16 protein-coding genes are annotated in these 13332 nt (G+C 49.4%); 4 read left to right on the top strand and 12 right to left on the bottom strand.

Going from position 1 to position 13332, the window contains the following annotated elements; translation table 11 throughout:
- The gene (locus IPI86_RS24780; RefSeq protein ID WP_345300720.1) at positions 1-816 is read left to right on the top strand and encodes a hypothetical protein; all 816 of its coding nucleotides are present in this window, start codon (positions 1-3) and stop codon (positions 814-816) included.
- A gap of 60 nt (positions 817-876) precedes the next feature.
- The gene (locus IPI86_RS24785) at positions 877-1143 is read left to right on the top strand and encodes a hypothetical protein (protein ID WP_345300721.1); all 267 of its coding nucleotides are present in this window, start codon (positions 877-879) and stop codon (positions 1141-1143) included.
- A 141-nt stretch (positions 1144-1284) separates the two neighbouring features.
- Here the strand turns inward: IPI86_RS24785 and IPI86_RS24790 are convergent, their stop codons facing one another.
- From IPI86_RS24790 to IPI86_RS24805, 4 genes are all read right to left on the bottom strand, one after another.
- Positions 1285-2259: an aldo/keto reductase gene (locus IPI86_RS24790; protein WP_345300722.1), complete on the bottom strand. Its 975-nt coding sequence runs from the start codon at positions 2257-2259 to the stop codon at positions 1285-1287.
- Positions 2260-2265: 6 nt separating this feature from the next.
- Positions 2266-3102: a 16S rRNA (adenine(1518)-N(6)/adenine(1519)-N(6))-dimethyltransferase RsmA gene (rsmA, locus tag IPI86_RS24795; protein ID WP_345300723.1), complete on the bottom strand. Its 837-nt coding sequence runs from the start codon at positions 3100-3102 to the stop codon at positions 2266-2268.
- Positions 3099-4226, bottom strand: coding sequence for an LCP family protein (locus IPI86_RS24800; RefSeq protein WP_345300724.1), 1128 nt, complete (start codon positions 4224-4226; stop codon positions 3099-3101). The genes rsmA and IPI86_RS24800 overlap by 4 nt, the downstream gene beginning before the upstream one ends.
- 66 nt (positions 4227-4292) lie before the next feature.
- Positions 4293-5510 (bottom strand): G5 domain-containing protein, encoded by a 1218-nt coding sequence (locus tag IPI86_RS24805; protein WP_345300725.1) that lies wholly within the window; start codon positions 5508-5510, stop codon positions 4293-4295.
- A gap of 141 nt (positions 5511-5651) precedes the next feature.
- Between IPI86_RS24805 and IPI86_RS24810 the strand changes: the two genes are divergently transcribed.
- Both IPI86_RS24810 and IPI86_RS24815 read left to right on the top strand, forming a co-directional pair.
- Complete coding sequence (locus tag IPI86_RS24810) at positions 5652-6053, top strand: cupredoxin domain-containing protein (protein WP_345300726.1); 402 nt, start codon at positions 5652-5654, stop codon at positions 6051-6053.
- Between the two features lie 72 nt (positions 6054-6125).
- Complete coding sequence (locus tag IPI86_RS24815; RefSeq protein ID WP_345300727.1) at positions 6126-6896, top strand: RNA methyltransferase; 771 nt, start codon at positions 6126-6128, stop codon at positions 6894-6896.
- 20 nt (positions 6897-6916) lie between these two features.
- Here IPI86_RS24815 and IPI86_RS24820 read toward each other — a convergent pair whose 3' ends face one another.
- From IPI86_RS24820 to IPI86_RS24855, 8 genes are all read right to left on the bottom strand, one after another.
- Positions 6917-7279, bottom strand: coding sequence for a chromosome partitioning protein ParB (locus tag IPI86_RS24820; protein ID WP_345300728.1), 363 nt, complete (start codon positions 7277-7279; stop codon positions 6917-6919).
- A 185-nt stretch (positions 7280-7464) separates the two neighbouring features.
- Positions 7465-8133, bottom strand: a complete 669-nt coding sequence (locus tag IPI86_RS24825) for a cytidylate kinase-like family protein (RefSeq protein ID WP_345300729.1) — start codon at positions 8131-8133, stop codon at positions 7465-7467.
- Between the two features lie 432 nt (positions 8134-8565).
- Positions 8566-9372 (bottom strand): aminoglycoside adenylyltransferase domain-containing protein, encoded by an 807-nt coding sequence (locus IPI86_RS24830; RefSeq protein ID WP_345300730.1) that lies wholly within the window; start codon positions 9370-9372, stop codon positions 8566-8568.
- A 132-nt stretch (positions 9373-9504) separates the two neighbouring features.
- Positions 9505-9834 carry a DUF2200 domain-containing protein gene (locus tag IPI86_RS24835; protein WP_345300735.1) on the bottom strand — a complete coding sequence of 110 codons (330 nt, stop codon included), beginning with the start codon at positions 9832-9834 and terminating at the stop codon, positions 9505-9507.
- 136 nt (positions 9835-9970) lie between these two features.
- Entirely contained in the window at positions 9971-10624 is a 654-nt protein-coding gene (locus tag IPI86_RS24840; protein WP_345300731.1) for a DUF899 domain-containing protein, read from the bottom strand.
- Positions 10625-11063: 439 nt separating this feature from the next.
- Positions 11064-11684, bottom strand: coding sequence for an MBL fold metallo-hydrolase (locus IPI86_RS24845; RefSeq protein WP_345300732.1), 621 nt, complete (start codon positions 11682-11684; stop codon positions 11064-11066).
- A 439-nt stretch (positions 11685-12123) separates the two neighbouring features.
- Entirely contained in the window at positions 12124-12897 is a 774-nt protein-coding gene (locus IPI86_RS24850; protein ID WP_345300733.1) for a serine hydrolase domain-containing protein, read from the bottom strand.
- Positions 12855-13262 carry a serine hydrolase domain-containing protein gene (locus IPI86_RS24855; protein WP_345300734.1) on the bottom strand — a complete coding sequence of 136 codons (408 nt, stop codon included), beginning with the start codon at positions 13260-13262 and terminating at the stop codon, positions 12855-12857. Before IPI86_RS24855 ends, IPI86_RS24850 begins: the two co-directional genes overlap by 43 nt.
- Positions 13263-13332 lie beyond the last annotated feature (70 nt).

Raw genomic sequence — 13332 nt, forward strand, 5'->3', positions numbered from 1 at the left:
ATGAGCAAACTTCACTTGCATCGTGTGTTTGGGGCTTTTTCCGTTTTTGTGTTGATCTCCCTGTCTTGTGGTCTGAGCATTGATTTCGGACAGACAGCTCCCACCACAGCCCCATTTCAATTGCCGACTGGGATCGCCCCGGCAACCGTAGAGATCATACCGACTGCTCAACTGCAGCAGCCCGTGACTGAAGCGGTCATTCCCACGCTGGAAACTGATTCAGTTACGACGGAACTTCCCAGCGATCTGGCAGCGGAAGTGCGCAATTATTACGAAATGGGATATCTGCCGTTTCAAAATGGGAAACTGTACGTGCTGGATGATTTTTCGAGATCGTCCCTGCCCTCCAAGATTTTTGACTTTTCGCGGACCGGTCAGGAGGCTCAGGATTTTGCGCTTTGGGCGGATATCGAATTGGATAGCAAAGGTTCCACCACCTATCCAAATTACACCGGGTGCGGGTTTGCCTATCGTGTGCAAAATAACAGCGACGGATACACGGCGATCCTGACCAACAACGCGGTGCGGATGGGGTACTGCAAGAACGGCATGACCCAATGCGAATTGTTCGGCACCACCTTTGGCACCGGGGAGGTGAACGTCCGCAACGGGACGAAGGCGAAATTCCTCTTGACCATCAACAAGGATGTTGCGCATGTGCTTGTGGATGGCGCTCTGGTGGGGCAATATACACTTTTTACAACAAAGCTGTTGGGAATGGGTGAGATCTATTTCGGCGCAGTCTCAGACCTGAATGGCGGTTACTGGTCCAATTGTCAGATTTCGAATGTGCGGGTCTGGGAGTCAATCCCTTGATAATGGATTGAATGATTCTGGCAGTTGTGCGGGCGGGGTACAATAAAGCAGGAGAACAACATGGATAAGATAAAACCATTTGAGGTCATCTCTTCGAAATTCCAGATTTCAAGGGAAAGCGCCAAGTATTTTCTAGGCCGTGTGCAGAAAAGCTTCAAAACCGAAAAGCCGACCCATCAACTGATCCTCGATTTTATGAGCGGACAGAAATTCGATGAACTGCCCATGCCTTATCAGATCGCAAAGGCGATGAATGAGAAGGGTATCTGGGCTTATCCGCTGAATTCGGAGCCGCCTGAATTGGTGGATGATGAGGATCTTTATTAATCTTGGGAAGAAAATTCCCGACATGACGGATTGAATCCAAAAAATAAACCTGCCCCGAGATCAAGATTTCGTGGGCAGGTTTATTTTTAAGAGCAATTTAAACGCTGAAAATGTAGAAGGCGCTGATAATTATTTTGCCGATCAGCGGCTGTCGCTTTTCAGATCGAGCCAATCCATTTCCTGCGGGGTCAATTGCACTTCACTTGCGAGGACATTCGCGTTAAATGTATCAATATTGGTGGAGCCCACCACCGCGAAGATATTCATGGGTTGATTTAATGCGAAGGCCAGTGCAATTTGAGCGGCGGTTAATCCCTTTTCACTTCCGAGGGCTGTTGCTCGATCCAGCCTTTGAAAATTTGGCTCGGATGCATACGTGCTGACGCAGACACGGTCCCATTCACGATCGCCGAAGGTATGGAGATTGTCACGGGTGAAACGCCCTGAGAAGAAACCGCTCGCCAGGGGCGACCATGCGAGAACTGGCAGTTGATTTTCAACATACCATTCTCTGGCTTTGCTGGCTGTAGAACCACTGATGCTGAGACACAGCGGCCACGGTTCTCCGAGCGCCTCTGCGAGGCCATATTGCGGACTGCTCGCCACGAATGGCTCCAGCCCGTTTGCAAGGGCATAAGCATTTGCCGCTTCAATGCGTTGATGTGACCAGTTTGACCCGCCAAATGCAAGGATTTTCCCAGCGCGGCGGTGTTCATTCAAAATATCAATGATCGGTTCCACGGGCTGACTTGGGTCATCTCGATGCAGAAGATACAGATCTACATGATCGGTTTTTAGGCGGACAAGTGAATCGTGCAGGTCGGCGGTGATATCGAAAGGTGTGATGCGCTGACGGTCTGCCGAGGGGGCAGCGCCTTTGGTGATAATGACGATCTTATCGCGCAGGCCGCGTGCCTGAAGCCAGCGCCCAATGATACGTTCGCTATTGCCGCCGCTGTAGACGTGGGCGGTGTCGATGGTGTTGCCGCCCAATGCGTAAACCTTATCGAGAAGCGCGAAGCTTTTGGTTTCATCGAGGTCGCTTCCGATCATCGTTGAGCCTTGCACAACGCGCGCTATAGGTTTATTGAGCCCGGGAATCTTTCCATATTGCATAATGCCTCATCTCTTTTCACACAACCCCTTCCATTCTTCAATGGACAGGGTCTCTGCGCGGCGCATGAAATCAATTCCCGCGGAAGTTAGCAATATCTCGGCGTTTTGCGGCGAGATGTGCAAGCCAGCGGAGAGGGAGTTGCGCAATGTTTTCCGCTTTTGGGCAAAACCCGCTTTGATCAGTTTGAAAAAAATATCCAGCAATTCAACAGGGATGAGCGGCTCTTTGTGAATGTCGATCCGCAGGATGGCGGAATCCACTTTGGGGGCGGGGTGAAAGGAATTCGCGGGGATCTTTGCAGCGATGCTGGGCGCGCCATAAACTTGCACGCTCAACGCCAGCAGGCTGAGGTCGCCGGGCCTGGCACAGATGCGTTCGGCAACTTCCTTTTGGATGGTCAATACAACACGGCGCGGCTTGGGGTCGCTTTCGAGCAGGTGACGGATGATGGCAGATGTGATGTTGTAAGGGATGTTCGCAACGACAAGGTAATCGGGTTGATCGATGATCTCTGAAATGCTGAGCTCAAGGATGTCGCCGTGGATGACATGGACATTTTGATAAGGCTTGAGAACTGCCCGTAGTGGGGCAAGCAGGTCAGGGTCCAGTTCGACCGCCGTCACTTTTTGGGCAGAGACTGCCAGATACCGAGTCAAACTGCCGAGGCCGGGACCAATCTCAAGGACACAGTCATCCCTTTGAATCTCGGCGGCAAGTGCGATCTTTTCGAGCGCGGATGAGTCTTGTAAAAAATTTTGGCCAAGGCTTTTATCGGCACGCAAATTGAATCGTTTGAGAACGGCGGAGGCATCGAGCGGCGGAATGGAACTGAAATTGCTCATTCGCAGATGATCTCTTCTTCGTCTTCTTCATCGGTGGTGATGGCGTTGGGTTCGGGCCATGTGCCTGCCTGAAAGCGTGAAGTGTAATCACGCAGGACGCTGAAATCCACATCCCAGTAAAAGACATTCTTTTTGAATACGGGATCGTAAATGCGGCTTTCCTTGAATAGCTCCTGGGGGAAGCTAGCGAAGGTGATATTTTCAGGCGGGAGTTTTGTGCCGAGGCATGCAAGCTGCCCAAGCTGTTCAGGCGTGAAATCGGTGAGGATGTTATCTTGAAATGAATCGATCAGGTCGGGAATCTTTGTAACGACTTTGGGGCTGGCGAGTTTTTGGCGCAGCGCGCACAGCACGCGGTTTTGATTGCTGGCCCGTTCAAATACGCCTTCTTCACGATTGCGCGCAACCTTGAGCGCCTGGTCGCCATTGAGATGATGCTTGCCGATGGGCAGGCCTGTGTTTTGAGCGGCATTGTCATCGGGCACGTTGAGATCGATCCCCTCCACTGCATTGACGACGTTGACGAAAGTACGCATGTTGACTGCGACATAATGATCCACTTGCGCGCCGAAGTTGAGATTGAGTGTAAGCGAGAGCAGCCCAGGCCCTGCGCTGGGATCGTCCCAATAATGAAAGCCATCGCCGGGCTGACCGTAGAGATAGGCTTGATTTAGTTTTTCGTGATCCTGCCCATTCAGGTTATCTGAGATGTATGGAATTTCCACCCAGAGATCGCGAGGGAATTCAAGCACTGAAACCTTTGGCGTGACAAAATCGATGCGCACAAGGCGGATCACATCTCCAAGACCGTATTGATAATTGTCTGAGCGTGAGTCTGCCCCAACGGCAACCACGTGCATGACGCTGGTTGTACCGCCGCAGCCTGCGTATGGAGTTGGGGTGGTAAAAGAAAGCGTTGGCACAAGGGTCACCATGCCCACGGGCGAGGTCGCGGCGGGTGTCCATGTTGGTGGCATGGTCTGTGCGGCGATGGGAAGTGATGGCCCAAGCGGCTGGGTTACAAATGCCCGATAGCTTCGGAATGCATAAATTCCTGCCGCGCTGATAAGCACAAGGGCAACAATTGAAAGAACGGCAATGATCTGTTTTTGACTTCGTGTCATGTTTTCTTATTCATCCTGAGCGGAATGGCGGGTGTTCTTCGGGGAATGTAGTTGAAGGATAAGAGTTTACTTCAAAAAATAGGGGATCTCAGCGGGCGCAGGCGCGAGGAAATATACAGTGACCCAGCCTGTCATATCCTGGATCGCACCGTCATCGAATCCGAGGTCGATCCATTTTGTGCGCGGCACACCGAGCAGCGTTTCGATGATCGGGCCGCCGCCTGTATCGCCGATGGTGGCTGTACCGTATCCGGGGATATACACCCGCATGCCAGCAAGATAGCTATAGATCGAATAATCCACCGCCACGATGCCGTAGCCTGCCCGCGCTCCACTGGCTGTGCCATAAGAACAACTGCCCGTCCCAGATTCGCATGGCGAGTACACCGTTGCGTACATTTCAACAGCGGTCCAGTATTCGCCTGAAACCCCGGGCAAAGGAGACATTACGATCTGTTCGCCGCTTTTTACAATGCGCGGCTGCGGTTCACGTGCAACGATCTCCTCCTCCAATTGGCGGCTTACTTCCTGCCCGTCTTCATATCGGATTCGCGTACGGGTCATCGTAATACCATTGACACCGGACTGGATCAATTCCTCCTGCCCGAGCGGTACATCGATTGAGCTGACCTTTTGCGTTTCAAATGGGATTGGCTCGAGCGCCACGCTGATGATCTCTTGAACGCGCATCACGCGGATCTGACCATCAACGGGCAGCGCTTCGCCCTCAAGCGGGAAACTGGTATCTAAACCGATGAGCGGAATCCCAGCTTCGGCAAGTGCTCCACCCACTGTCCTTGCGGCAGAGCGGATGTTCACAACGTCCGCGCCAATTTGAACGGTCAGGTCACGCGCGGGTGTGAAGGTCACATTCAATGAGGTTATGATGGGCGTCTCAGCAGGCGGGTCGATCAAATCTGCCGCCCCAAGGACGTAACCCGCCTCGGTCAACGCCTGCCCCACCGTAGGCGCAGAAGTTTGAAGGGTTTGCGTTCCCAGTGGCGTGGTCAGGGTCAGTTCCACCGCACGACGCAGCTGCAACTGGATGGAATCCACGGAGGGCAGCGGCTGATCCATGGGAAACGAAACGCCGTTGACCAAAACGCGGTCTGCTTGTTGTGGAGTAATGCCGTTTTGCGTGAGCAAAACCAGAGGCACCCGTGAATCGGATGCAACGACTTGCACCTGGCCGCCGTCAATGATTGTGATGGATGGGGAAGTGGTTGACTGGCAGGCGCTCAACAACATTGCGAACGAAAGCGCCAGCCATCGCAGGAATTTCATTTGGTAATTATAAACTACCCTCTATCATTGCAGTTTCGCTATCCCATCCACAGTGAAAGAATTGGTAAAACTGCCCATTGAAAATGATTCGGAAAATATGTAAACTAACTTTATCCTAAATACCAGAAAAGGAGATTCGATATGAGAAAGGTTTTCAGCACGATCATGCTTGTGTGTATGTTCATAGTTACTGCTTGTGGTGGGAACAGGCCATCCACAAACCTTAAAGTGGATATGGTGGAATTTATCTTCACTCCAGCCGAATTTGTCATCCCCGCCGGGCAGGAAATTACCATCACCGCTGTCAATAATGGAGCGGTGATTCATGAATTCGTCATCATGAATTTCGGTCAAACCATCGGTGATGATTTCGGCGACGAAGATGAGGGCAATATCTATTGGGAGGTCGAGGCGGAACCCGGTAAAACCGTCACCGCAACCTTCACTGCGCCCACCGAGCCAGGCGAGTATCAAGTCGTGTGTGGCACAGAAGGGCATTTTATTGCGGGCATGGTTGGCAAGCTGACCGTTGTTGCACCGTAATCGAATTACATCAAGCAACAACCGCCGAATGATACACATCATTCGGCGGTTGTTTTCGGATACAATCAGCGCATGGATTTGATCACCAGCCTCGCCAATCCGCTTGTTAAACATGCGCGTGCATTGCGCCAAAAGAAAACCCGTACTGAAACGGGTCTCTTTCTCGTGGAAGGCATACATCATGTCGGCGAAGCCATCGAAGCGGATTGGAAAATCGAATCCGTCCTGTATGCGCCAGACTTGTTAACCAGTTCTTTTGCGCGTGAATTGATCTCCCGTCTCAAGATTCCGCCGCAGCCTGTTTCTGTTTCTGTGATGGAATCGCTGGCTGACAAGGAAAACCCGCAGGGCATCATTGCCCTGGTCCATTCGCGCCGCACACAGCTATCTGAAATAAAAACATTTTCCCGCGCTGTTGCGCTCGTTTCCCCGCAGGACCCGGGCAATGTCGGCACCATCCTGCGAACCATGGATGCGGTCGATGCGGATGTGCTCTTTCTGCTCGAAGGCGGCGTGGAGCTATATCATCCCACCGTTGTCCGCGCCAGCATGGGGACGTTGTTCTGGAAGCCGATTGTTCAAGCTTCCTTCAATGAATTTATCGAATGGTCGCACAAGGGAAAATACCAGCTCATCGGCACATCGGCTAAAGCAGATGTGGATTACAACACCTTTATCCCTCAAACCCCATGGGTTTTAATGTTGGGCAATGAACAAAAAGGACTCACCAGGGAACAATCCTCCGCCTGTGATGTGACCGTCTCCCTGCCCATGAAGGGACGAGTCAGTTCTTTAAATCTCGCTGTCGCTGCTGGCGTGTTGTTGTATCAATTCGGGAGCTAGGACATCATCGTTTTCTTCGATCATTCCTGGCTATAAATGATCTCGTTGGGTTCCGGGTCTAGGTTGAACTGTACTGCCTTTATAGTGCTCCATCCCAATAAATAAGCTTTGCAAACACGATGCATGCCGTCCATCACCCAGCCCGCTGAGGACAAAATCACCGGGTGATCGAAATTGGCTTCGTAAATTCGTTTTGCGTGATCAGCCACTCTTCGGCAAGTGGGGTTTTCATCGGGGGCGGCTCCAAACCAGGAAACTTCATCCAGATTTGATATGCTTTCCAACGGCACATCTTTGATGGGCAGTTGGCCTGCTATTTCCCATAACTTTTCGACATCCCAAATTCGTTTAATGCCATCCGTGGTGTTTGTAAATGTTTGCATGCTTCTCCATTTATCCCGTTCGCATTAAGTTCTTATCGAATTGATTCCAGCAACTTGCAGGCTTCGTGCGCCTGGAAATTTCGAATGTCTTTCCATGTAAAAACTGGATAGTATTGGGTAAGTTTAACATAAAAGACGGGCGAGTATTTTCGTCCGTCTTTTATGAGCAAATTTCAAATTGATGTCTATCTGTGAGCATGATCACAGTTCAAGACTTCGGAAACAGTCTCTGCCAAAATGCGGTCAACCACAATGGAGTCGGTGGTGGGCTTGTCGATCTCGAAGCTGCTGACTGGGACCTTCGCAATATCGACCAGCCAATTCGTCGCCAGATCGGGTGAGATCTTACCTGTGTTCAAGACCATATCGAAGGCGTGGATCGAATCCCAGGGTATCTTGTAAAATTCCTCGACGAAGGCTACCCTTGTTTTGTCACTTTTTTTTACCGCTGTTTCCGCCTGTTCGAATGATAGTCCCTGCTGTTCCATGACGCGTCCAACCCGCACAGGGAAGGGCGCCTGCAGACGCACATGGATGACATCTGCAAATCCGCCTAGTACTTCAAATCCGCTGCGTCCGAGGATCACCACATGGCCATGATGTGCGACGGCTTGTATCACCTGATTGAGCATGTTCGCCATGACATCACGCTGCTTTTCCCGCTGCGCATCGAAACGCTCCCAAAACGTAGGCAGGGACGAGAACTCTTTGTCGAATTCCACATACCCATACTGGGTGAGAATGGTACCGATAAATTTTTGATCCACAAAATGATAGTCCAGGGCCTGAGCTACCTTGCGGGCGATGGCATCGCCTTCGCTGCCGAATTCTCTGGAAATGGTGATCACGGACATGATACGCCTCCATCCTCATCAAACAGGTTTCGAAAATATCGCAAGGTCAGGCTCCCCGCTCAGGTTGTTTCGAGTTGCCGACGGGCAGAGAAATGCCGCGGAACCGATTAAATTATTGCACGAACTTCAGGCTTTTTCAAGAAATGCCCCTGAAAATGGTTTGCGAAAACTTTTAAGCCATATTTGCTCAATATTGAAAGATACGGAATAACATCGACAAACTTTCTGTCCGGATCTGTCTTCAGCAGGTATTTTAGGATCGCCGTACATTCCTGGCCGCTTATTGCAATTGCTTATTCAATTAAATAACAGGCGGTCAGCTGCTATCAGGTTTCATAAGGCGGGAATTTTTGAAAATCGTATTTTTTTCAAGCGTTTAATGCTTTTGTCTGGTTAAGAATTTGTGCTAATCGCGGGTTTTGTTATGGCAATTTAAAGGACCGAGCGTGCTTTATCAAGTGTGTATCTTATCAAATCTAATGTTTGATTTATGGCATCTGTGCTGGCTGGTAGTTGCGGATTATGTCGTCCAATCCAAGCTTGGTCAATTATTCCATGCCAATTCTCACCTTGGGTCTCCTTTACCCAGGCTGATGCTTTGCGTTTTGAAACAATATCACCAAATTCGAGTGTGTAAATTATGCGGCATAGGGAAAGCACCGTGTAGGACTGATATCCTTGATGAACAATCTCGTTGGGATCGTTAAGGATTTGTGTGGCCCAACCATGTAGGGCTGGCAACATTGCTTGTCGAAGTTCATCAGGTGAGATAGGGTCAATTAATGTAGTTGGATCAGGACCCATTATTACGATGCCGCATTTGCGTAAAATATAGCGATGAATATTCCAGGTTTCATCGTTGTGAACCATTTTAAGACGCTCGCCGAATCCGCGCTCGATATTAGGGAAGTGTGTGTGTTCGGGATCGTGTCGCCGAAGTGCGTGTTTTGAAACGTATGAACCCTCCAAATTAGTAGACCATTGGGTGTCCAGAAGATTAATGCGCTCGTGCATCATTTGCAGTACAGAAAAGGTATCGGCTTCGATTGCGTCATCAGTGACTACGACAAAGTCAATATCGCTATCTTGATCGAAGTCACCATTTGCTAATGACCCTTCCAGATACATGCCTGCTAAACGTCCGTCCAAAATACGTTGCACGTCTTTAAGTAAATCTTGAAGCACGACATTAACTTCTGGTAAATGTGCAAGGATATTATTTTCTTGGCTTGGATTCATGTGGTCAATCCTTTGCGAGTACCCGATGGTTTGCATCCATGGACTTGGTGCTGGGTATCCGTCCGTGGACCGTCACTGGGTTGGGTGAGGACTCTGTTTAGGCGCAGAGAAAACTCGAAGCCAGAAAAATTCTTATAATTGTCGCAGAATCTTCTCCATCGCTTTTCCTTTTGCGAGATCATCGATCAGTTTGTCCAAGTAACGTATGTTTTGCATTAGTGGATTTTCGATTTCTTCCACACGAACACCACACACTATACCTTTTATAAGTGAACGGTTTGGATTCATGGCTGGTGCTTGCGCAAAAAAAGTTTCAAAATCATTTTCCTGTTCGATTTGCTGATGTAATCCCGCCTGGCTATAGCCAGTCAACCAGCAGATGGTCCTATCAACTTCTTCTTTTGTGCGGTTTTTGCGTTCTGCTTTTTGAACGTAAAGTGGGTATACATTTGCAAACTTCATTGCAAAGATTCGATTACTAGATTTGTTGTTCACTGCTCAAAACTCCTCATAACTCTTTACAAGTAACCGCGCAACGGTTTGCATTACCTGTGCTGGGGCGGGGATGGCGAAGTCGTCCAGCCAGAAACGGGAAATCTTACCCGTAAGTTGGGCGCTGTGGAAAGCCAGCGGGAGAATCTTCCCAATCTTCCTGTCGTCCGTAGGGAGTCGTATCAAGCAATCTATAAACATCACTTAACGATTCGCAACCTCGTTTGTACGTTGAGTATGTATGAAATATATCATCATCAATACGGAAGAAAACACTTAATCCATGCCTTTCACCACCATCAACTGTAACTTGGAAGTCCTGATTGAAATCAGTGTCAAATGCTGAATACCAGGGACGTTCCCAGCCCATCCGTGTTTTATATGCGAGTAGTTTTTCTAATGGGGCACGCGAGATCATTACAAACTGTGTGTTACGCACTTGCAGTTCGGATAAATCTCCCAGATCGTTTACAAATCCAGTGCAGCCCATGCAACCATCATCCCAAGAAGGGTCGAACATGAAGTGGTACACAATGAGTTGACTACGTCCGTCGAACAAATCGTAAAGGCTGCGTTTTCCTTCTGAACCGTTAAATGTGTATGTTTTTTCGACCTTTACCATGGGCAGTCTGCGACGCTCGGCGCTGACTTGGTCATAATGTTTTGTGAGTTCCTTTTCATGTATAAGCAGTGTTTCCCGAGCTACCAGCCATTCGTCTCTACCTACAATTCGGGGATGTGCAGAATCTTGAGGTGTCATATTTTTATCCTTTCTTGACTCGATTAAGATAAGAGAGATTTTAGAACATGCATTCTATTTAGTCAAGATGGAAGTGTACTAAATCCCTAGTTTTCGGCAACTGCACGGCGGTTTGCGTTACTGGGTACTGGGCGGGCATGGACTCTGTTTGGGAGCAGGGAAAACTCGACGAAGTTAGAGAAATGCTTGAAAACCGCGGAGAATCCCCAGCAGCCCTGAGCTTGACGAAGGGTTATCCCAGTGCTCGTGCAGGACGCGGTTTTGGGCGCTTTCTGCCTTTTGCAATTTACTCAGAAATGGACTCTCCCCAAGAATGCCAATCAAATATCAATTTTATTTTGTCACGAAGATGGAAAATGTAATAACCACCCCGCAAGCGAAGTGGTTATTACATGGAACTTCCGCGCCGCGATGCCACCCCTGCCTTGGCTAAAAAGGATTAAGCCTCATGACCAGGTCGCCACGGCTCGTCTGTGTGCGTGAGCCAGACCAGCTCGGGGTCGAGCGCTAACACCCGCAACTGGCCTTCGGTTTTCGGCTCGTCGAGTTCGCCGAACCAAACCGCCACGTCACCGCCGACGACGATGGGACGCCCACCAGTCTCAACGACGACCACCTGCATCCCGTCTGTGTGGCCCGGCGCCGGGACGAGTCGGAGCCCGGGAAGCAGTTCGAACTCGCCGTCGACCGGCACGTACTGCACGCCGGGCGCATCGACCCACTCGCGAATAGTGTAGTCGTCCTTGCTGCGCGCGTCGTCGAGCTCCCGACGCTGGACGTAGATCGGCTTGCCAGCGAAGAGGTGGTTGCCACCACAGTGGTCGAAGTGCAGGTGTGTGTTGACGACGATGTCAATGCCAGCCAGGTCGAAGTCCTGCTCGCTCAGTGGAAAGAGGCGGGGATCAAGATCAGCCCCCGCCGGGTGCAGATCCGTCATGCCAGTGTCGACCAGCACACGCGCATCGGGATGGTCGATGACGTGCACGTAGACCGGCATCCGCTCGCCCTCGGCGAGCAGGTCAGCAACATGGATTGGCGTGATGGTGATTTTCTTTTTCATGGGTATTCTCCTTTATTGGATAATAGAACGTATATTCTATTATGTCAAGACGAGAAAACCACTTTTTTCGAACTTGGCGAAGCGCCCAACGATTTGCGCTCGCGGGCTGGCGCTGGGGCGTGGACCAACGATTTCCGCCCGTGGACCGTCGCCGTGGTGGGCGTGGACTCTGCCTGGGAGCAGGAAAAACTCAAAGCCAAAATACTCCCAAGGTGGTTTTGCTCTTGGCTTTCAAGACAGTTGCTGCACGCTTTGTTAGGCGCTTTTTACCGACACGCGAACTTTTTTCGCTAGTTTGCTCATCCCGACACGTTGACGAATTTCTACTGCAATAATACCTTCATTTGCGTCACTAATGAAGTGGAGACGATTGAACGACATATCTTTGAAATAGAACTCAACAGGCGATAATGGGGCAACTTCTACGCGCGAACCATCATCATATTGTAAAAGAACAGATTATTCTCACGAAAATTTGTAACTTGTCTGAAGTGTTGGTTTCGTAAATTCCTTCATATCGCGCCAAAATCTCTGGTTGCAACTCTACAATAGTAGGCTCTTGGTATGGTTCTCCAATGACTAACGCAGAAATTTTGAATACTAAACTCTGAGGACTTTTTCCGCCGTTGTTAGAAAGAACAGCCACAAAAGCATGATCGTCAGGCAATCGAATTGTATGTGACCTGAAACCATGTATTCCGCCACTATGTTCAATAACTCGATGCCCTGCATACTCTGAAATCATCCAGCCAAAACCGTATGCTGTTGGAGAACCATCCAGAAGTTGGTATGAAATATGGGCTTGCTTTAGAGTTTCAAGTTTGAGTAGTTTTTCTGTGTATAACGCTGTATCCCAAAGGGCTAAATCATCTATTGTGGATGCCAATGCGCCTGCCGCATATGGTTGTGTCATGCTGATATAAGCCGCATTGACAAAGCCATTTGTGCTCTTATCGTATCCAGCAACACGTTGCGGAATTATCTGTGATGGGTTGTCGTAATAAGAATGTTCCATGCCCAAAGGCTCAAATATGTTTTGCTGGATAAATTCCCCATAAGTTTGACCAGTTATCTTTTCGACAATGGCTCCCAAGAGAATATATCCTGAATTGTTGTAAGCCCAACGCTTTCCAGGTGCAGACACCATTGGCTGATATTTGAAAAAATCTATCAATTCTTGAACAACGAAATCTTTTCTCCATAAAGGATCCACTCTGGCATAGATGTATAACTCTTGATACCAGAAGTATGAGTGAGGAGGTGTTTTACCGTTATGAGATAATCGTGAGTGGGGTAATCTGGCAGAAACTTCGTGACTGAATCATCAAGAGATAGTTTGCCTTGTTCAGCCAATATGAGTATAGCGACAGCGGTGAATTGTTTTGTAACTGAACCAATACGGAAAACCATGTCAGGCTCAATTGGCACGCCAAGTTCAAGATTAGCCATGCCGTGACCTTTACGGAAAATGGCTTGACCATTCTTTGCCACAATTACTGCAACTCCAGGTTCACTTGGCTGATAGGCTTCTTGTATTAAAGTATCAATCGCCTGAGTTAAGAGATTGTCAGATTGCATATGTGGTTTCCATTTTGTTTGGATGTATTCTTATTGCCCAGCGCCTAACGGTTTGCGTTACCCGCGCTGG

This window comes from Candidatus Villigracilis affinis, assembly GCF_016705895.1.
Lineage (GTDB): Bacteria > Chloroflexota > Anaerolineae > Anaerolineales > Villigracilaceae > Villigracilis > Villigracilis affinis.